Source organism: Pseudomonas sp. TE3728 (genome assembly GCF_056279145.1).
In genome coordinates, this window is sequence record NZ_JBWBQT010000001.1 from 6,218,400 (window position 1) to 6,237,493 (window position 19,094).

At 60.2% G+C, this 19,094-nt stretch carries 14 protein-coding genes; 5 read left to right on the forward strand and 9 right to left on the reverse strand.

The features are described from left to right. Positions 1 to 52: 52 nt before the first annotated feature. From ACZ89R_RS27565 to ACZ89R_RS27580, 4 genes are all read right to left on the reverse strand, one after another. Positions 53 to 1,723 carry a bifunctional protein-serine/threonine kinase/phosphatase gene (locus tag ACZ89R_RS27565; protein ID WP_429547505.1) on the reverse strand — a complete coding sequence of 557 codons (1,671 nt, stop codon included), beginning with the start codon at positions 1,721 to 1,723 and terminating at the stop codon, positions 53 to 55. Positions 1,724 to 1,730: 7 nt separating this feature from the next. After that, entirely contained in the window at positions 1,731 to 2,942 is a 1,212-nt protein-coding gene (locus tag ACZ89R_RS27570) for a nitrate/nitrite transporter (protein ID WP_429547504.1), read from the reverse strand. A 343-nt stretch (positions 2,943 to 3,285) separates the two neighbouring features. Next, on the reverse strand, positions 3,286 to 3,861 hold the full coding sequence (locus tag ACZ89R_RS27575) for an ANTAR domain-containing response regulator (RefSeq protein WP_008006986.1): 576 nt from the start codon (positions 3,859 to 3,861) through the stop codon (positions 3,286 to 3,288). A 15-nt stretch (positions 3,862 to 3,876) separates the two neighbouring features. Next, positions 3,877 to 5,088, reverse strand: a complete 1,212-nt coding sequence (locus ACZ89R_RS27580) for a CmpA/NrtA family ABC transporter substrate-binding protein (protein WP_123496415.1) — start codon at positions 5,086 to 5,088, stop codon at positions 3,877 to 3,879. Between the two features lie 230 nt (positions 5,089 to 5,318). Here ACZ89R_RS27580 and ACZ89R_RS27585 point away from each other — a divergent pair, with 230 nt between their 5' ends. Further along, entirely contained in the window at positions 5,319 to 6,338 is a 1,020-nt protein-coding gene (locus ACZ89R_RS27585; RefSeq protein ID WP_008074083.1) for a quinone-dependent dihydroorotate dehydrogenase, read from the forward strand. Between the two features lie 203 nt (positions 6,339 to 6,541). Here the strand turns inward: ACZ89R_RS27585 and rmf are convergent, their stop codons facing one another. Then, positions 6,542 to 6,757, reverse strand: a complete 216-nt coding sequence (gene rmf / locus ACZ89R_RS27590) for a ribosome modulation factor (protein ID WP_003223300.1) — start codon at positions 6,755 to 6,757, stop codon at positions 6,542 to 6,544. A gap of 531 nt (positions 6,758 to 7,288) precedes the next feature. Between rmf and rlmKL the strand changes: the two genes are divergently transcribed. Together rlmKL and ACZ89R_RS27600 are read left to right on the forward strand one after the other, a co-directional pair. Next, on the forward strand, positions 7,289 to 9,559 hold the full coding sequence (gene rlmKL, locus ACZ89R_RS27595) for a bifunctional 23S rRNA (guanine(2069)-N(7))-methyltransferase RlmK/23S rRNA (guanine(2445)-N(2))-methyltransferase RlmL (RefSeq protein WP_429547503.1): 2,271 nt from the start codon (positions 7,289 to 7,291) through the stop codon (positions 9,557 to 9,559). Between the two features lie 141 nt (positions 9,560 to 9,700). Next, positions 9,701 to 12,091 carry a sensor domain-containing diguanylate cyclase gene (locus ACZ89R_RS27600; RefSeq protein ID WP_429547502.1) on the forward strand — a complete coding sequence of 797 codons (2,391 nt, stop codon included), beginning with the start codon at positions 9,701 to 9,703 and terminating at the stop codon, positions 12,089 to 12,091. 114 nt (positions 12,092 to 12,205) lie between these two features. On the opposite strand, the gene dacB is transcribed toward ACZ89R_RS27600, so the two are convergent. Further along, a complete protein-coding gene (gene dacB / locus ACZ89R_RS27605; RefSeq protein WP_218394338.1) occupies positions 12,206 to 13,666 on the reverse strand; it encodes a D-alanyl-D-alanine carboxypeptidase/D-alanyl-D-alanine endopeptidase in 1,461 nt (486 codons plus the stop codon). Between the two features lie 233 nt (positions 13,667 to 13,899). On the opposite strand from dacB, the gene ACZ89R_RS27610 reads away from it, so the two are divergent. Further along, on the forward strand, positions 13,900 to 14,244 hold the full coding sequence (locus ACZ89R_RS27610; protein WP_007896965.1) for a YggL family protein: 345 nt from the start codon (positions 13,900 to 13,902) through the stop codon (positions 14,242 to 14,244). A gap of 180 nt (positions 14,245 to 14,424) precedes the next feature. Here the strand turns inward: ACZ89R_RS27610 and ACZ89R_RS27615 are convergent, their stop codons facing one another. Continuing rightward, on the reverse strand, positions 14,425 to 15,615 hold the full coding sequence (locus ACZ89R_RS27615; protein WP_429547501.1) for a benzoate/H(+) symporter BenE family transporter: 1,191 nt from the start codon (positions 15,613 to 15,615) through the stop codon (positions 14,425 to 14,427). Positions 15,616 to 15,961: 346 nt separating this feature from the next. Between ACZ89R_RS27615 and ACZ89R_RS27620 the strand changes: the two genes are divergently transcribed. After that, positions 15,962 to 16,726, forward strand: a complete 765-nt coding sequence (locus tag ACZ89R_RS27620) for a GntR family transcriptional regulator (RefSeq protein ID WP_123496423.1) — start codon at positions 15,962 to 15,964, stop codon at positions 16,724 to 16,726. A 162-nt stretch (positions 16,727 to 16,888) separates the two neighbouring features. Here the strand turns inward: ACZ89R_RS27620 and guaD are convergent, their stop codons facing one another. Together guaD and xdhC are read right to left on the reverse strand one after the other, a co-directional pair. After that, positions 16,889 to 18,193, reverse strand: coding sequence for a guanine deaminase (guaD, locus tag ACZ89R_RS27625; RefSeq protein ID WP_429547500.1), 1,305 nt, complete (start codon positions 18,191 to 18,193; stop codon positions 16,889 to 16,891). 23 nt (positions 18,194 to 18,216) lie between these two features. Further along, positions 18,217 to 19,062, reverse strand: coding sequence for a xanthine dehydrogenase accessory protein XdhC (xdhC, locus tag ACZ89R_RS27630; RefSeq protein WP_429547499.1), 846 nt, complete (start codon positions 19,060 to 19,062; stop codon positions 18,217 to 18,219). Positions 19,063 to 19,094 lie beyond the last annotated feature (32 nt).

Genomic DNA, 19,094 nt, shown 5'->3' on the forward strand with positions numbered 1-19,094 from the left:
TAGGAGCTGCCGCAGGCTGCGATCTTTTGATCTTTTGGGTGAAATGAAAAACTCAACCATGAAACAGCAAAAACAGCAGCGCCAGATTCACCAGCAACGACACCAGTGCCAACGTCCGCCAGACTTTCAGCGGTTCGCGCTCCAGCAACGGTCTGGGGCGCACGCTCAAACTGCGACGTTCTCCCTGTTCCAGTAGCAACAACCATTCTTCCGCCGTTTCAAAACGCTGATCCGGAGCCGCAGCCACCGCGCGCTCCAGACTTTGCGCGATCCATTCCGGCAGGTCGGGCCGGTAGCGGCTGGCGCTGACAGGCACACCAAACCGTGGGCGCTGGAATGCTTCGATTTCACCGTAGGGATAATGCCCGGTCAGCAGGTAATACAAGGTCACGCCCACCGCATACAAATCCTGTTGTGGTGTAGGAGGATCACCTCGAAAGGCTTCCGGCGCGATATAGCTGGGCGTTCCGGGCAGGGCGCAGGCTTGATCTTCGGACAGCCCGGGGCAGTAGGCGAGGCCGAAATCCAGCAAGCGCAGCTCACCGTCGTCCCCCAGCAGCAGGTTCTCCGGTTTGATATCGCGATGCAGAATTTGCCGTCGATGCAATATGCCGATGGCCCGCAGCAGGCGTTCGGCCAGGTCCAGCCATTGAGCCAATGGCAGCGTTGCGACACGCTCATGCAGCTCTGCCAAGGTAGACCCGGAATATTCACGCATCACGTAATACAAATGCTGACGCTGACTGGCGGCATGGACTTCAGGAAAATGCCGCCCGGCCACACGCTTGAGAAACCATTCCTCCGACAACAACGCCTGCCCGGCCTGGTGATCGTCACGGAGCGCACTGGGCAAGGTTTTCAGCAGCCAGGGCTGTTGTTGTGCGTCGCGCACCCGGTAGAGCAGCGATTGCTGGCTCTGGCCGAGGATCCCCTCGACCTGCCAGCCTTCGAAAGTCTGGCCCGGTTTCAGCGCAGGCGGGAGTGGCCATTGCTGCAGATGAATCAGCGCGTCGCCAATGCTGGTTTCACCGAGGGCATCGACCCGCACCAACAGGGCGCTGGCGTTGTCCTGACTGCCGGCCAGATGTGCAGCGTTGACCAGGGTCTGCGCGGCACTGTTCAGGTCGGGTTGATCGCGCAGAATCGCCGCAATGGCCGTGTCGCCCAGCACGGCCCAGATGCCGTCGCTGAGCAGCACGAAACTCTCGTTCAGGCGCAGTTCACCATCGAGAAAGTCCAGCACCAGGTGTTGATCCAGCCCAAGGGCCCGTTTGAGCACATGCTGCATGCCCGGCTGGTCCCAGACGTGATCCTCACTCACCCGTTGCAGTGTGTCGGCGTGCCAGCGATAAACCCGGCAATCACCCACATGAGCCAGAGTGAAACGCCTGCCGCGCATTACCAAGGCACTGACAGTAGTCAGCAGCGGTTGCCCGCCGCCGTTCGCCTGCAACCAGCGGTTTTGCGCCAGTAGCAGACGGTCCAGTGCCTGGGCGACGCCCCAGGTTTCCGGGGTGGCGTAGTAGTCCAGCGCCAAGGCCTGCAAGGTCGAACGGGCCGCGAGCCCGCCATCGGCACATTGGCTGACGCCGTCGGCGATGGCGAACAGGTAACCCTTGCTTGCCGCCAGCGCCGGGGCCGGAGTGACCAGGCGCACAGCGTCCTGGTTCTCCTCGCGGGGGCCGATGGCGCTGTGTTCGGCAAAACTCAGTTGCAGGCTCATTCAGTCCTCACACCCGTGCTGCGGTGACGGCTGCCGAACCCCAGGTGGTTCTCCAGCGACGTTTCACACCGTGCAGACCGAACCAGGCAAGCACGCCTAGGCTTGCGAACAACCACAAGGCCAGTTGATAGCTGCCGGTGCTTTGCTTGATCGCGCCCATGCCGGCGGCCAGTGCGAAGCCACCGATGCCGCCGGCCATGCCGATCAGCCCGGTCATCACACCGATCTCCCGGCGAAAACGCTGCGGGACCAACTGGAATACGGCACCGTTGCCTGCACCCAAACCGAGCATAGTGCACACGAAAAGCGCCAACGCGGCGTAGGAATTCGGCAGATTGAAACCCACCGTCGCAATGCAGATCGCTGCCACGGTGTACATCGCCAGCAAGGTGCGAATCCCGCCGAAGCGATCCGCCAGCGCGCCGCCCAACGGACGCATCAGGCTGCCACCGAACACGCATGCGGCGGTGTAGTAGCCGGCGGTCACCGGGCTCAGTCCGTATTGGTCGTTGAAGTAGCCAGGCAGGGCGCTGGCCAGACCGATGAAACCGCCAAAGGTCACGCTGTAGAAAAACATGAACCACCAGCTGTCGCGGTCACCCAGGGCCTTGAGGTAGTCGGCCATCGATTTGGCTTTCGGCCGCTCGGGTGCATTCTTGGCCAGCCAGGCGAAGACGATCAGGGTCAGGACCAGCGGGATCAGGGCGAAGCCGAACACGTTGCTCCAGCCAAATGCGGCGGCCAGCACCGGGGCGATCAAGGCTGCGAGTACAGTGCCCGAGTTGCCGGCACCGGCGATGCCCATGGCTTTGCCTTGGTGCTGGGGCGGATACCATTGCGAGGCCAATGGCAGGGCGACGGCGAATGACGCACCTGCCACGCCAAGGAACAGGCCTAGCAGCAACGCTTGTTCGTAACTGTGGATGCCGACTTTCCAGGCGACGAACAGGGCGCAGATGACGATCACCTGGCCGATCAATCCGGCGATTTTTGGCGACAAACGATCAGCCAGCAGGCCCATCAAAAAGCGCAATATGGCCCCGGCCAGAATCGGCGTGGCCACCACCAGCCCACGTTGTTGGGTGGTCAGTTGCAGATCAGCGGCGATCTGCACCGCCAAAGGGCCGAGCAGGTACCAGACCATGAAGCTCAGATCGAAATAGAGGAAGGCTGCGAACAGTGTCGGGGTATGGCCGGATTTCCAGAAGCTTGAATTCATCGCGCACCTCAGCTGTCAGGCGTATCAAGAAGGAGTCATGAGCTTGCAGGTGGGGCGCCGCAACGGCCGCACCACCAGCCCCGGTCTCTGGGGCCAAAACGGAAAAACGCCGCTACCCGATCCGCCAGGGGGCGAATGAGGTGAGCGACGTCTTCGTCGTAGGTGGGGCAACCGCCGTTGGTTACCTTGCAGGGATTACCTAGCGAGATCTGTGCCAACTGTTTGAGACCGAGTTGCGGCCAATCGCGAGCAGGCTCGCTCCCACAGTTGTTTTGTGTACGGCGCAATTCCCCTGTGGGAGCGAGCCTGCTCGCGATGGGGTCCTGACAGGCACCGCAATACCTCAGCCAAGCAACTCACTCATGGCAATAATCTGCTCCGCCACCTGTATTAGCTTCTGCTGTCGGCTCATGGCCTGGCGGCGCATCAGGGTGTAGGCCTCTTCTTCGTTGCAGTCCTTCATCTTCATCAACAGCCCCTTGGCCAGCTCGATGCGCTTGCGCTCGGCCAGTTGCTGGTCGCGGGCGTGCAGTTGCGCCCGCAGGGCCTGGTCGCTTTCAAAGCGCGCCATGGCCACGTCGAGAATCGGCTGCAAGCGTTGTGCGTGAATGCCTTCGACGATGTAGGCACTGACGCCGGACTTGATCGCCCGGCGCATCACGTCGGGGTCGTGCTCGTCGGTGAACATCACAATCGGCCGTGGTTGGTCACGGGTCACCAGCACCACTTGCTCCATCACATCGCGGCTTGGTGACTCGGTATCGATCAAAATCACGTCCGGACGCACCGTTTCGACGCGCGCGGGCAGGTCAATGGTCAGGCCGGACTCGTCGATGACCTCGAACCCGGCTTCGGTCAGAGCCGCCTTCAGGCGCCCGACTTTTTTCGCAGTGTCATTGATCAGCAGGATACGCAACATATTCGTAGGCTCCTGTCAGCGGCTGGCGAGAAGGGGAGCGCTGTCGCTCATGGCGTGCAGCGTGAAGCTGCGGGCATAGCCGGCCGGGTCTGAGCCGTCCCAGATTTTGCCGTCGATCAATTGACTGTTGCGCATTTCCTGGCTCCGGGCGGACACACCGACAGCGGTGGCGGCCTCACGGTATAAGTCTAGTTGCTGGACCTGACGGGCCACGCCGAGGTAATCCGGGTCGTCACGCAACAAGCCCCAGCGACGGAACTGGGTCATGAACCACATACCGTCGGACAAATACGGAAAATTGACCTCGCCACCACCGTGAAAACGCATGGCGTGCGGGTCTTGCCAGCGATTACCCAGGCCGTCGGCGTAGTCACCGAGCAACCGTGGTTCGATGCAGTCGAGCGGTGCATCCAGATACTCAGGCGCACTCAACAGTTGCGCGGTGCTGCGGCGATTTTCGTGGCTGGCTTCGATGAATCGGCTGGCTTCGAGGATCGCCATCACCAATGCCCGTGCGGTGTTGGGGTATTGCTCGACAAAGGTGCGGGTGCAGCCGAGGACTTTTTCCGGGTGATCGGGCCAGATTGTCTGGGTGGTGGCCATGGTAAACCCGAGATTCTGCTGCACCGCACTGGCCGCCCACGGCTCGCCGACGCAGAAACCGTCGATGCGCCCGGCTTGCAGGTGCGCGACCATTTGCGGCGGCGGCACCACCACACTGTCGACATCCTGCAACGGATGAATGCCCTGACTCGCGAGCCAGTAATACAGCCACATGGCATGGGTGCCCGTAGGAAATGTCTGGGCGAAGGTCAGTTTTGGGCGACTTTGGTGCACGTGCCGGTCCAGTGCTTCAGGACTGGTCACATCCAGGGCCTGCAAGCCGTGGGAGAGGTTGATGCTCTGACCGTTCTGGTTCAGGCCCATGAGCACGGCCATGTCGGTGGAGGCTACGCCGCCGATCCCCAGGTGCACGGCGTAGATCAGGCCGTACAGGCTGTGGGCGGCGTCGAGTTCGCCGCTGACCAGTTTGTCCCGCAGGTTGGCCCAGGACGACTGGCGCTTGAGGTTCAGGGTCAGGCCGTAGGGTTGGGCGAAGCCCTGAGTGGCGGCGACCACCACTGAGGCGCAGTCGCTCAGGGCCATGAAGCCGAGGTTGATTTCAGTCTTTTCCGGGGCATCGCTGCCGTTGACCCAGGCCAGTGGGCCGGCTGATGGTTCGTTCATCGATTTCGCACCTTCCAAAAAAAAGCGTCGTCCCAAGGCCTTTGCGTGGGCAAAGCCGGGTGACGACGCCATTGTCCTTCCACCCATCCCGCCGTTGGCATGAGTGCTGATGCCTGTAATTGGTGCAAGGCATATGCCATCGCCGGCTGATTTTGTTGCGCGCCTCGCCTGTGGACCCGATGCGCGGCTATAATCGCCGCCTCTCATCGCCAACCGAGTCAAGCCTGCCCATGTACACCCTGGCCCGTCAGCTGCTGTTCAAACTTTCCCCGGAAACCTCCCACGATCTGTCCCTGGACCTGATCGGCGCGGGCGGGCGTTTGGGCCTTAACGGCTTGCTGTGCAAGGCACCGGCGAAACTGCCGGTGACGGTCATGGGCCTGGAGTTCCCGAACCCGGTGGGTTTGGCGGCCGGTCTGGACAAGAACGGCGCGGCGATCGATGGTTTTGCCCAATTGGGTTTCGGTTTCGTCGAAATCGGCACCATCACGCCGCGTCCGCAACCGGGTAATCCGAAACCACGGATTTTCCGCTTGCCGGACGCCGAGGCGATCATCAACCGCATGGGCTTCAACAACCTCGGCGTCGATCACTTGCTCGCTCGTGTGGCGGCGGCCAAGTACAAGGGCGTGCTGGGCATCAACATCGGCAAAAATTTCGATACGCCGGTTGAACGTGCGGTCGATGACTACCTGATCTGCCTAGACAAGGTTTATGCCCACGCCAGCTACGTGACGGTCAACGTCAGCTCGCCGAACACCCCGGGCCTGCGCAGCCTGCAATTCGGTGATTCGCTCAAGCAATTGCTCGCCGACCTGGCTACCCGCCGGGCGGAACTGGCCCTGCGTCACGGCAAGCATGTTCCGTTGGCGATCAAGATCGCGCCGGACATGACTGATGAAGAAACCGTTCAAGTCGCTCAAGCGTTGATCGAAACCGGGATGGACGCGGTGATTGCCACCAACACCACCCTGAGCCGCGTCGGTGTCGAAGGCATGGAACATGGTGACGAGGCGGGCGGGTTGTCCGGCGCACCGGTTCGCGACAAGAGCACTCACACGGTGAAGGTGCTGGCGGCGGAACTGGCCGGTCGTTTGCCGATCATTGCCGTGGGCGGCATCACTGAAGGCAAGCACGCGGCTGAGAAAATTGCCGCGGGTGCGAGTTTGGTGCAGATTTACTCTGGCTTTATCTATAAAGGCCCGGCGCTGATTCGTGAATCGGTGGATGCCATCGCCGCGCTGCGCTGAAGATTCATATGCGGCGATGAGGATTAACTGTGGCGAGGGAGCAAGCTCCCTCGCCACAAAAGCGACATCACCAACGCAATATTTACAGGCATAAAAAAGGGCTCCTCGAAGGAGCCCCTGGGCCGAAGCCCGCCGTCCGGATGGGACGTGCGTGGTTAAGTCATTACGTAATCAGATTGTCGTGTCGGAGTGTGTGCCCTGTATTAGCCGACGGCGTGAAGTTCGTTGAGTCTGTGGATTCCCGCAGTGCCGGTCATACCGTCCCAGTTGTCGCCGCGTCCTTCTCGCCAGCCATTGATCCAGGCTTGGCGTACCGACGGTAGAGTAAAAGGGCAAAGCTCACGGGATTTACCACCAACGCCATATTGATATCCGCGCAAAAATGCTCTTTCCAACGGATCACGCTTAAGTCTTCTCATAGGGTGTTTCCCTCACTTGTTGACTGTATTTATCGCGTCGACCTCAATCGAGGTCAGGCAGAAAATTCCTGCCGTTGGCGGCTCGCTGCCGGCGTCGCGAGCCAAGGTGTTGACGCCGTTGCGACGTCAACCTGAGTTGAGTTCTAACCAATGCGTCACATCGAGGGAATGATCGTTTTGTCATAAGAACGTAACCATAAAGATGCTATGGCCATAAGTAACACGATATTTGTCCCGTGTTTATTGGCCAAACCCCGGTATGATCGGCCCTGCGCGGGATGAGAGGGTTGAGGCCTTTAACGAGAATGACACCCGTTCACTTGGGGACTATTCGACGAAGGGTCGACTTATGACATTTTGTTGCATCAACTTTTTTATCTGCCCTGGCATCTAAGCTCTTTTAACCCGAGCAGTCAGGGTGGGGACGGCACACCTTCGTGCCACGCGGGCGCTCTGTTAGAAAAGCGCCTGATTGAAAACCGGATCGGCAATGCGTTGCCGGTTCACTTAGCTAAAGGCTCTGGAATTACCATGTCCGATCGTTTCGAACTCTTCCTCACTTGCCCCAAAGGCCTTGAAGGCCTGCTCATCGAGGAAACCGTCGGGCTTGGCCTTGAGGAAGCACGTGAGCACACCTCGGCTGTGCGCGGCATGGCCACCATGGAAACCGCCTATCGCCTGTGCCTGTGGTCGCGTCTGGCGAACCGTGTGCTGCTGGTGCTCAAGCGCTTCCCAATGAAGGACGCCGAAGACCTCTACCACGGTGTGCTGGATATCGAGTGGCAAGACCACATGCTCAACGATGGCACCCTGGCCGTCGAATTCAGCGGTCACGGTTCGGGCATCGATAACACGCACTTCGGCGCTTTGAAGGTCAAGGATGCGATCGTCGATAAACTGCGCACTCCCCAAGGCGATCGTCCGTCCATCGACAAGCTCAACCCGGACCTGCGCATTCACTTGCGCCTGGACCGTGGCGAAGCGATTTTGTCTCTCGACCTTTCCGGCCATAGCTTGCACCAGCGTGGTTACCGCTTGCAGCAGGGCGCTGCGCCGCTGAAGGAAAACCTCGCGGCGGCGATTCTGATCCGTTCCGGCTGGCCACGGATTGCCGCCGATGGTGGCGCACTGGCTGACCCGATGTGCGGTGTCGGTACGTTCCTGGTCGAAGCCGCGATGATCGCCGCCGACATGGCGCCGAACCTGCGTCGTGAGCAGTGGGGCTTCACCGCCTGGCTCGGTCACGTGCCGGCGCTGTGGAAAAAGCTCCACGAAGAAGCCACCGAACGCGCCGCCGCCGGCCTGGCCAAGCCACCGCTGTGGATTCGCGGTTATGAAGCTGACCCACGCCTGATTCAACCGGGCCGCAATAACGTCGAACGTGCCGGCCTGAGTGAGTGGATCAAGATCTACCAGGGCGAAGTCGCGACATTCGAGCCGCGCCCGGACCAGAACCAGAAAGGCCTGGTGATCTGCAACCCTCCGTACGGCGAGCGTCTGGGCGATGAGGCGAGCCTGCTCTACCTCTACCAGAACCTCGGCGAACGTCTGCGTCAGGCCTGCTTGAACTGGGAAGCGGCGGTGTTCACCGGCGCCCCGGACCTGGGCAAGCGCATGGGCATCCGCAGCCACAAACAGTATTCGTTCTGGAACGGCGCCCTGCCGTGCAAGTTGTTGCTGATCAAGGTCACGCCGGACCAGTTTGTCACCGGCGAGCGTCGTACTCCGGAACAGCGCCAGATCGAGCGCGAACAGGCCGAGTCCGATGCACCGTCGAACATCGAAGCGCCGGGCAAGTACGAGAAGTACAACAAGAACGGCAACCCGATCAAACCGGCCCCGGTGGTGATCGAGCAACCGCGCTTGAGCGAAGGCGGGCAGATGTTTGCCAACCGTCTGCAAAAAAACCTCAAGGCCCTCGGTAAGTGGGTCAAGCGTGAAGGCATCGACTGCTACCGCGTCTACGATGCCGACATGCCGGAATATTCCATGGCCATCGACCTCTATCACGACTGGGTCCACGTTCAGGAATACGCCGCACCGAAATCCATCGATCCGGAAAAAGCTTCGGCACGGATGTTCGATGCCCTGGCGGCGATCCCGCAGGCGCTGAACATCGACAAGAACCGCGTGGTGGTCAAACGTCGCGAGCGTCAGAGCGGCACCAAGCAGTACGAACGCCAGAGCGCACAGGGCAAGTTCAATGAGGTCAACGAAGGCGGCGTGAAGCTGCTGGTGAACCTCACCGACTACCTCGACACCGGTCTGTTCCTCGACCACCGGCCGATGCGCATGCGAATCCAGAAAGAGGCGGCCGGCAAGCGCTTCCTCAACCTGTATTGCTACACCGCGACCGCCAGCGTTCATGCAGCCAAGGGCGGTGCGCGCAGCACCACCAGCGTCGATCTGTCGAAAACCTATCTGGATTGGGCGCGTCGCAACCTGTCGCTGAACGGTTTTTCCGACAAGAACCGTCTGGAACAGGGCGATGTGATGGTCTGGCTCGATGCCTGCCGTGACGAGTACGACCTGATCTTCATCGACCCGCCGACCTTCTCCAACTCCAAGCGCATGGAAGGGATCTTCGACGTGCAGCGTGATCAGGTGCAGTTGATCGACTTGGCGATGGCACGTCTGGCGCCGGGCGGGGTGTTGTACTTCTCCAACAACTTCCGCAAGTTCACGCTTGAGGAAAACCTCACCGAGCGTTATGCCGTTGAAGAAATCACCACCCAGACCATCGATCCGGATTTTGCCCGTAATGGCAAGATCCACCGTGCGTGGAAGATCACTGCTCGCTGACGCTTGAGCCTGATTGGATCCAGAGCCTTGATTTTTAAAGGCTCTTGGGTTCTTTCAGTGCTGGTCAAATTAGTGGCTAATAGCTATAACTCAACAGTGGCCAAAGGGCTTTTCCGGCACCTGGCGTTTTGAGTTGTATCTATGTCGCTGCACGCCGTGCGCCCCAAGATCCTGGGTTTTATCCGCGAAGATGTTTCGGCCTGGCTGGTCGCACTGTTGGCGTTGCTTGTCGGCGGGATTCTCACGGGATTGCTGGCCTGGGCGACGTTCAATCAATTTAATCAGCAATTGCGGCAACGTTTCCAGCTGCTCGCCAGTGAACGTTACAGCCGTATCGAAGAACGTTTCGAAGATCAGGAGCAGCGCCTTGACGGCTTGCGCCGGTTCTTCGTCAATTCCGAATCGGTGTCCCGCGAGGAATTCGACGGTTACGCCAAACCTCTTTTGCGTCGCACCCAGGCCTACTCCTGGGCCCCCCGGGTTTCCCGCGCCGAACGTCCTCTGCTTGAACGCGAGGTGCGAGAAGAAGGCTTGAGCGGCTTCACCTTTCGCGAACTGACCGCCGACGGCCAGTTGCAACCTGCCGTAGAGCGGGACGAGTACGTACCGGTGCTCTACACCCAAACCCAGAGCCGACTGCCTACGCCGCTGGGTTACGATCTGCTGGCCCAGCCCCTGCGCCGTTCGACTCTGGAACGCGCCGATCGCAATGGCCGTATGGCCGTGTCGCAACCGTTGCATCTGGTAGGCATCGAGCCCGCCTATTCGCGGGGCGTGTTGCTAGTGGCTCCGGTCATCCATCAGAACCTCCCTAATGCTGCGCCCGCCGGTTATGTCATGGCGGTGATCAGCATGCGTCAGTTGTTGGCGGACGGGCTGCCGGAAGAGAATCATGACTCTCTCTCGGTGCGTATCCTCGACTTGTCCACCGATGATCAGCATGAAGTGTTGTATGAGTCGACCAACACGGCGGGGGCCAGTGACTTGTCCTCCACACGTTTGCTACGTCTGGCCGACCATGACTATCAAGTGGATATGCGTCCCAGCGCCGCGTTCCTGAAAGCCAACCATTCCTCGGTGGCCAGCCTGGTGGTACTCGGCGGTTTGCTCAGCCTGCTGCTCAGTGTGTTTCTCTATGTGTTGGTCAACCAGCGTCAGCGAGCGTTGAAAATGGTGGAGCAGCGGACCCAGGAACTTCACGATCGTGAGCAAGAGTTGCGCGGCACCCATGGCCAGTTGCGCGGTGTGCTGGATGCCGCGACTCAGGTGGCGATCATCGCCACCGACTTGCGCGGGGTGATTAGCACCTTCAACGCCGGTGCAGAGCAAATGCTCGGCTATTGCAGTGCGCAGGTGATAGGCCATATGACCCTGGAAAGCCTGCATCTGCCCCGGGAACTCGAAGCGCGCTCGGCCGAGTTGAGCGCGCGCTATGGCAAGCCCATCCCGACGTGTCAGGCGATGCTGGTCGAAGGCGGGGAAGAGGGCGGTCACGAAGCCCGTGAGTGGACGCTGGTGCGCCACGACGGCAGTCACTTGACGGTGAACATGCTGGCGACCCCGGTACTCGACGAGCAAGGCTTGTGGGTCGGGCACCTGGCGATTTGTATCGACATCACCGAGCGCAAGCGCGTCCACGAAGCCCTGGCGGCACGTGACCTGTTGTTGAAGAAACTCAGCGCCCATGTGCCCGGCGGGATCTACCAGTTCAAGATGGAATTCGATGGGCGCTTCAGCGTGATCTACGCCAGCGACGGTATGCGCGATATCTACGAACTCGAGCCGGACGTGTTGTTGCTCAACGCCGAAGCGGTGTTCGCGCGGATTCATCCTCAGGACGCGCGTCGGGTCCGCGCTTCGATCCTGGCCTCGGCTGACACCCTCAGCCCTTGGCGTGAAGAGTACCGCGTGCAATTGCCCCAGCGTGGTCTGCGCTGGGTCCGCGGTGAAGCGACTCCTGAAGAACTGCCCGGTGGCGGTGTGCTATGGCATGGTTTCATCTCGGACATTTCCGACCTCAAGCGCGTGGAGGAGGAGTTGCGCGCACTGTCAGTGACCGACTCCCTGACCGGGATCCATAACCGTCGCTACTTCCAGGAGCGCCTGACCACCGAAATGGCGCGGGTCGAGCGCGGCGGTGGCGAGTTGTCAGTGATCATGCTCGATATCGATCACTTCAAGCGCATCAATGATCAGTACGGTCATGCCGTGGGTGATCGGGTATTGCAGGCCGTGTGCGAGCGCATTGGCGGTCGCCTGCGGTGCACTGATGTGTTTTGTCGCCTGGGCGGCGAAGAGTTCATGGTGCTTTGTCCGGATATCAACGGTGAACAGGCCCACGTGCTGGCCGTGGAGTTGTGGCAGGGGTTGCGCAGTGCGCCGATCGACGAGGTCGGGATCGTCACCGCGAGTTTCGGGATTGCCAGTTGGCGGGCCGGAGAGGGCGCGGATGCGCTGCTGTTGCGGGCGGACTCAGGGGTATATGCGGCGAAGCAGGCGGGAAGGGATCGGGTTGAGGGGCAGATGAATTAGGTCAGGCAGGATGTTTGTGGTGGCAGAAAAGATCGCAGCCTTCGGCAACTCCTACATGGGAATGCGTACACCCTGTAGGAGCTGCCGAAGGCTGCGATCTTTTGACTTTAAGGGTTACAACACCGAAGCCGTTTCCGGCAGTTTCGGCTGGCGATACAGGTCCAGCAGCACCTGATCCAGCACCGAGGAGGCGCCAAATGGTGCCTTGTCGTTGAGGATCGCCACCACCGCCCAGGTATTGCCATTGATGTCGCGGCTGTAGCCGGAGATGGCGCGCACGGTGTTCAGGGTGCCGGTCTTGACGTGGGCTTCACCGCGCATCGCGGTGGTCTTCAGGCGTTTGCGCATGGTGCCGTCGGTGCCGGCAATGGGCATCGAGCTGATGAACTCGGCGGAATACGGGCTGCGCCAGGCGGCTTGCAGCATCGCGGCCATTTCACGGGCACTCACTCGCTCGGCGCGGGACAGGCCGGAGCCGTTCTCCATCACCAGGTGCGGCGCAGTGATGCCTTTTCTCGCCAGCCACTGACGCACCACGCGCTGGGCTGCCTTGGCATCGTCACCGTCGGCATCCGTGCGGAACTTCTGGCCCAGGCTCAGGAACAACTGCTGAGCCATGGTGTTGTTACTGTATTTGTTGATGTCGCGAATGATTTCCGCCAGGTCTGGCGAGTAGGCCCGGGCCAGCACCTTGGCGTTGCTCGGCGTCGGTGCCAGACGATCCTGGCCCTGGATGCTGCCGCCAAGTTCCTTCCAGATCGCCCGCACAGCGCCAGCGGTGTAGGTCGCGTGATCAAGCAGCGACAGGTAGGTCTGGGAGCTGCAGCCTTCGCCCAACTGGCCGCCAACGGTCACGGTGACGCTGCCATCAGCCTGGGGCACCGGGTTGTAACGCACGCCACCGGTGCATTGCTTGGAGTTGAGCGCCTTGACCTGATTGTCGATGCGGATGCTGGCAATCGGTGGCTCGACCGACACCAGGACCTTGCCCGAGTCGTTGCGGGCCACGAAGCGCAGGGCCTTGAGGTTGACCAGCAGCGCGTCGGGTTTGACCAGGAACGGTTTGTTCTCGTCGTTGCCGTCGTCGTTGAATTCAGGCAGTTGTGGTTGCACGAAGAAGCCGCGGTCCAGCACCAGGTCGCCGGTGACCTGGGTCACGCCGTTGGCGCGCAAATCGCGCATCAGCAGCCAGAGTTTTTCCATGTTGAGCTTCGGATCGCCGCCACCCTTGAGGTAGAGGTTGCCGTTGAGGATGCCGCCGCTGAGGGTGCCGTCGGTGTAGAACTCGGTTTTCCACTGGTGGTTCGGGCCGAGCATTTCCAGCGCGGCGTACGTGGTCACCAGCTTCATGGTCGAGGCCGGGTTAACCGAAACATCAGCGTTATGAATGGTTGCGGTGCCCGGGCCATTGAGCGGGATCATTACCAGCGACAGGGCACTGTCTTGCAGTTTGCTGGCCTTGAGAGCCTTTTCGACGTTGGGCGACAGGGCGGTGTTGATCGAGGCGGCGGAAACGGGGAGGGCCAGGGGCAGAAGAAGGCTGGCCAGCAGCAATGGACGCAAAGATTTGATCATTTGAAATAAAACCCTACAGCCGAGGGGAAAAAGACGAGGGCATGGAGATAAATTCCCTCAGCGGTCATGAAAGTGTCGGCATTATGCCCCAAGGTGCAACAGCTTGTGCCGTACCCCGGTCGTCTAATCCGCTATTTTTTTACCGGCGGTAGGTGTAGCGGCATTCTGGGACGGGCAATCGGCGCCTTAAACTGCTAAAGTGCGGCCCGTTAATACTTATGAGGATTGTTCCAATGGCGACTAACCGTTCCCAGCGTCTGCGCAAAAAACTGTGCGTCGATGAATTTCAAGAGCTGGGTTTCGAACTGAACCTGGATTTCAAAGAAGATTTGGCTGATGAAGCCATTGATGCTTTCCTCGACGCGTTCCTGAAAGAAGCCATGGAAGCCAACGGTCTGGGCTATGTTGGCGGCGACGACTTCGGTCTGGTTTGCCTGCAAAAGCGTGGCTCGGTCTCCGAAGAGCAGCGTGCCGCTGTTGAAGCCTGGCTCAAAGGCCGCAGCGAACTGACCGAAGCAACCGTCAGCCCGCTGATCGACGTCTGGTACCCGGAAAAGCCGATCAATCCGGTAGCTTGATGTTCTAAAAAACGGCGACCCAAGGGTCGCCGTTTTTTTGTGAAGATCAAAGGATCGCAGCCTCGTTTCACTCGACAGCTCCTACAGGGCAACGCATTCGAAGCTAGGCGTTGTGTATGCCTGTGTATGCCTGTGTAGGAGCTGTGTAGGAGCTGTCGAGTGAAACGAGGCTGCGATCTTTTAACCTCGACGCCAATTCAAGATCAATAACGTCAACACCCCCGCCACAATCCCCCAAAACGCCGAGCCGATGGAAAACAGCGTTAACCCCGATGCCGTGACCATAAAGGTAATCAGCGCTGCTTCCCGTTCCTGCACTTGCGCCATGGCAATGCTCAACCCATTGATGATCGAGCCGAACAGCGCCAGCGCGGCAATCGACAGCACCAATTCCTTAGGCAGTGCGGCAAACAACGCCGCCAGCGTCGCGCCGAACACCCCGGCAATCCCATAGAAAATCCCGCACCAGACGGCGGCCGTGTAGCGTTTGTTGCGATCTTCATGGGCATGCGGCCCGGTGCAGATTGCCGCGCTGATGGCGGCCAGGTTGATCCCATGGGAGCCGAAGGGCGCCAACAGCAACGAGGCAATGCCGGTGGTGGTGATCAGCGGTGAGGCCGGCACGTTGTAGCCATCGGCGCGCAATACGGCGATACCCGGCATGTTCTGCGAGGTCATCGCCACCACGAACAGCGGAATGCCAATGCTGATGGTCGCGGCCAGGGAGAAATGCGGTGTAGTCCAGACCGGTGTCGCGACTTCCAGATGGAAGCCGCTGAAATCCAGCAACCCCATGAACCCTGACAGCACAGTGCCGATCAACAGCGCGGCGAGCACGGCGTAGCGCGGCGACAGGCGTTTAACCACCAGATAGGTGAAGAACATTCCCAGGACCAGCGCAGTGCGGTGCTGGGCGGCGACGAAAATCTCGCTGCCGATCTTGAACAGAATCCCCGCCAGCAACGCCGCCGCCAATGAGGCCGGTATCTTTTTCACCAGCCGTTCGAAACTGCCGGTCAGGCCGCAGAGGGTCACCAGCACCGCGCAAGTGATATAGGCGCCAATGGCCTCGCCGTAGCTGACACCGCCAAGGCTGGTGATCAGCAACGCCGCGCCGGGGGTCGACCAGGCGATGGTGATCGGGGTGCGGTAGCGCAAGGACAAGCCGATCGAGCACACCGCCATGCCGATAGAGATCGCCCAGATCCACGACGAAATCTGCCCGCTGGTCAGGCCCGCTGCTTGCCCGGCCTGGAACATCAGCACCAGTGAGCTGGTGTAGCCGGTCATCATGGCAATGAACCCGGCGACGATGGCCGAGGGTGATGTGTCAGTCAGAGGGCGAAGCTGCGTGTGCGTGGCGTCGGTCATGACAGCGGTGTTCCTTATACATGAAGTGTCCGAAGCGACGCCGCTCTACGTAGGAGCTGCCGAAGGCTGCGATCTTTTGACGTTGATTCTAAAAACAAGATCAAAAGATCGCAGCCTTCGGCAGCTCCTACAGGGCATCGCGTTTGCTGCGGATTCTGCGTTCAAGCCTAAACTGAAAAGTAACCGGTCGTTGCGATACAGCGAGGGCGACAAACAGCCGTACAGTCGTGTTGCCACCTTCCATTGTGTACAATCGCGGTGTTTTTTACGCGATACTTGCCAGCGACCCACTGTGCCGTATTACAGTCACGGTCAATTCGCCGCAGTTCTCCCGACTCGAGTGCCCATGAACGAACAGTTGCAACCCCTCAAGAAACAACCGCGAGCAGGCAAAGCCGGCCGCAGCGGTACCCAGGACGATATGGTCTACGCGCATATCTTCGAGGCCATCCTCGAACAGCGTCTGGCGCCCGGCACCAAGTTGAGCGAAGAAGCGCTGGGGGAAATTTTCGGGGTCAGCCGCACCATCATTCGCCGCGCGCTGTCGCGCCTGGCCCATGAAGGCGTGGTGTTGCTGCGACCGAATCGCGGTGCTGTCGTCGCCAGCCCGAGTGTCGAAGAGGCCCGTCAGGTGTTTCTGGCGCGGCGTCTGGTGGAGCGGGCGATCACTGAATTGGCGGTTCAGCACGCCACCGCCGAGCAACTTCTCGAATTGCGGCAGATGGTCAACGACGAGCGCGACAGTTTTTCCCGTGGCGATCGTGGTGCCGGTATCCGTCTGTCCGGCGAGTTCCATTTGAAACTGGCCGAAGCGGCGAAAAATGCCCCGCTGATCAGCTTCCAGCGCAGCCTGGTGTCGCAGACTTCGTTGATCATCGCCCAGTACGAGAGCGGCAACCGTTCTCACTGTTCCTACGATGAACACACTCAGTTGATCGACGCGATCGAAGCGCGGGACGCGACGCTGGCGGTGGATTTGATGATGCATCACATGGATCACATCGACAGCAAGCTCAACCTCGACGAAGAAAGCGCGTCGGATGATTTGCATGCGGTGTTTTCGCATTTGTTGCAGACCAGGAAGCCTGGGCGCTCGACTGCCAAGCTCTGATTTGTTGGGGCCGCCGAAAATATCGCAGCCTTCGGCAGCTCCTACAGGGGGAGGCGTACACCCGTAGGAGCTGCCGAAGGCTGCGATCTTTTGGCATTCTGACAGGCAAAAAAAATCCCCCGCAACCAACGATTGCGGGGGATTTTTTATGCCCGGAAGATCTTAGCGCTGATGCACCAGATTCCCCGCCGCATACGTCTGCAGCACAGTCCGGTCATCCCCCAGCGTCATCAACACAAACAACGTCTCGGCAATGTTATTGGCTTGTTTCAGGCGATAGCTGAGCAGTGGCGTGGCGTTGTAGTCCAGCACAAGGAAGTCCGCGTCGGTACCCGGTTGCAAGGTACCGATCTTGTCTTCCAGACGCAGGGCACGGGCGCCGCCGAGGGTGGCCAGGTACAGCGACTTGAACGGGCTCAGTCGCGCGCCTTGCAGTTGCATGACTTTGTAGGCTTCGTTCAGGGTTTGCAGCAGCGAGAAGCTGGTGCCGCCACCGACGTCGGTACCGAGACCGACATTGAGTTTGTGCTTCTCGGCCATCGGCAGATTGAACAAGCCGCTGCCGAGGAAGAAGTTCGAGGTCGGGCAGAAGGCGATGGCCGACCCGGTTTCCGCCAGCCGCGCGCACTCGTCGTCGCACAGGTGCACACCGTGGGCGAACACCGAGCGCTCACCGAGCAATTGGTAGTGATCGTAGACGTCCAGGTAGCCCTTGCGCTCCGGGAACAGCGCCTTGACCCACTCGACTTCCTTGAGGTTCTCGCTGATGTGGGTCTGCATATACAGATCCGGGTATTCGCTGAGCAACTGGCCGGCGAGGGTCAGTTGTTCCGGGGTGCTGGTCGGTGCAAAACGTGGAGTGACCGCGTAGTGCAAGCGGCCCTTGCCGTGCCAACGCTCGATCAGCGCCTTGCTTTCGACGTAGCTCGATTCGGCGGTGTCGGTCAGGTAGTCCGGCGCGTTGCGGTCCATCATCACCTTGCCGGCGATCATTCGCAGGTCCAGCTGTTCGGCAGCCTCGAAGAACGAGTTCACCGATTGCGGATGCACGCTGCCGAACACCAGCGCCGTGGTGGTACCGTTGCGCAGCAGTTCCTTGATGAAAATGTCCGCGACTTCGTCCGCATGGTTCTTGTCGGCGAACTGGCTTTCACAGGGGAAGGTGTAGGTGTTCAGCCAGTCCAGTAGTTGTTCGCCGTAGGCGCCGACCATACCGGTTTGCGGCAAGTGAATGTGGGTGTCGATGAAACCCGGGGTGATCAGCGCGTCCTGATAATGGGTGATCTCGATGTCGGCCGGCAGGGTCGGCAGCAATTCGCTGGCGTGGCCGATGGCGCTGATCTGGCCGTTATCGACTACCAGCAGGCCGTCTTCGAAATACTCGTACGAAGCTTCGATACCCACCTCGGCGGGATCGGCGATGCTGTGCAGAATGGCGGCGCGGTAGGCTTTGCGAGTCAGAGGCATTGTCGTTCTCAATTCGTGGCTTTTTAGTTCGAAGCCTGGCTGCGGCGTGAAGCCGGCAGCAGTTTGGCGATCGATGATCCGGCGCTGGCGGTGTGCTGGCCGAAATTCGCGTTATAGGTGGCGATGATTTCGCCGGCGATGGAGATGGCGATTTCCACAGGCAACTTGCCTTTGACTTCGCCGATGCCCATCGGGCAGCGCATGCGTTGCAGCACGGCGCTGTCGAAACCGCGGTCACGCAGGCGGTGTTCGAACTTCACCCGTTTGGTCTTCGAACCGATCAGGCCGAAGTAAGCGAAGTCATTGCGCTTGAGGATCGCGGCGGTGAGTTCGAGGTCGAGCTGGTGATTGTGGGTCATGACGATGCAGTAGCTGCCGGCGGGCAGGTCATCGACTTCATCCAGCGGTTCTTCGGTGACGATTTTGCGCACGCCATGGGGGATCTGTTCGGGGAATTCCGCTTCCCGCGAGTCGATCCAGCGTACCCGGCAGGGCAGGCTGGCGAGCAGCGGCACCAGCGCCCGGCCGACGTGGCCGGCGCCAAACACAGCGATCTGCGCCTGAACCTGGCCCATCGGTTCGAACAGCAATACGGTCACACCACCGCAGCACTGGCCCAGGCTGGCACCGAGGCTGAAACGCTCCAGATGAGTGTCCTGCCGACCGCTGGCCAGCATCTCGCGGCCTATCTGCATGGCCTTGTATTCCAGATGCCCACCACCGATGGTGTCGAACGTTTGCGTGGCACTGATGACCATCTTCGAGCCGGCATTACGCGGCGTCGAGCCCAGCTCTTCAATGATGGTCACCAACACACAGGGTTCGCCCCGGGTTTGCAGGTCGGCGAGGGCGTCGATCCAGTTGTACATATTCACCTCAACATCTTTGTTGTCTGTTCGGC

What these genes read in the sequence shown, in the direction of transcription:
- guaD (WP_429547500.1), bottom strand. Translation starts at nt 18,193, where the DNA reads ATGCCTCTGACTCGCAAAGCCTACCGCGCCGCCATTCTGCACAGCATC.
- dacB (WP_218394338.1), bottom strand. Translation starts at nt 13,666, where the DNA reads ATGATCAAATCTTTGCGTCCATTGCTGCTGGCCAGCCTTCTTCTGCCC.
- rmf (WP_003223300.1), bottom strand. Translation starts at nt 6,757, where the DNA reads ATGAGAAGACTTAAGCGTGATCCGTTGGAAAGAGCATTTTTGCGCGGA.
- ACZ89R_RS27610 (WP_007896965.1), top strand. Translation starts at nt 13,900, where the DNA reads ATGGCGACTAACCGTTCCCAGCGTCTGCGCAAAAAACTGTGCGTCGAT.
- ACZ89R_RS27600 (WP_429547502.1), top strand. Translation starts at nt 9,701, where the DNA reads ATGTCGCTGCACGCCGTGCGCCCCAAGATCCTGGGTTTTATCCGCGAA.
- ACZ89R_RS27565 (WP_429547505.1), bottom strand. Translation starts at nt 1,723, where the DNA reads ATGAGCCTGCAACTGAGTTTTGCCGAACACAGCGCCATCGGCCCCCGC.
- ACZ89R_RS27585 (WP_008074083.1), top strand. Translation starts at nt 5,319, where the DNA reads ATGTACACCCTGGCCCGTCAGCTGCTGTTCAAACTTTCCCCGGAAACC.
- ACZ89R_RS27615 (WP_429547501.1), bottom strand. Translation starts at nt 15,615, where the DNA reads ATGACCGACGCCACGCACACGCAGCTTCGCCCTCTGACTGACACATCA.
- ACZ89R_RS27580 (WP_123496415.1), bottom strand. Translation starts at nt 5,088, where the DNA reads ATGAACGAACCATCAGCCGGCCCACTGGCCTGGGTCAACGGCAGCGAT.
- xdhC (WP_429547499.1), bottom strand. Translation starts at nt 19,062, where the DNA reads ATGTACAACTGGATCGACGCCCTCGCCGACCTGCAAACCCGGGGCGAA.
- rlmKL (WP_429547503.1), top strand. Translation starts at nt 7,289, where the DNA reads ATGTCCGATCGTTTCGAACTCTTCCTCACTTGCCCCAAAGGCCTTGAA.
- ACZ89R_RS27575 (WP_008006986.1), bottom strand. Translation starts at nt 3,861, where the DNA reads ATGTTGCGTATCCTGCTGATCAATGACACTGCGAAAAAAGTCGGGCGC.
- ACZ89R_RS27570 (WP_429547504.1), bottom strand. Translation starts at nt 2,942, where the DNA reads ATGAATTCAAGCTTCTGGAAATCCGGCCATACCCCGACACTGTTCGCA.
- ACZ89R_RS27620 (WP_123496423.1), top strand. Translation starts at nt 15,962, where the DNA reads ATGAACGAACAGTTGCAACCCCTCAAGAAACAACCGCGAGCAGGCAAA.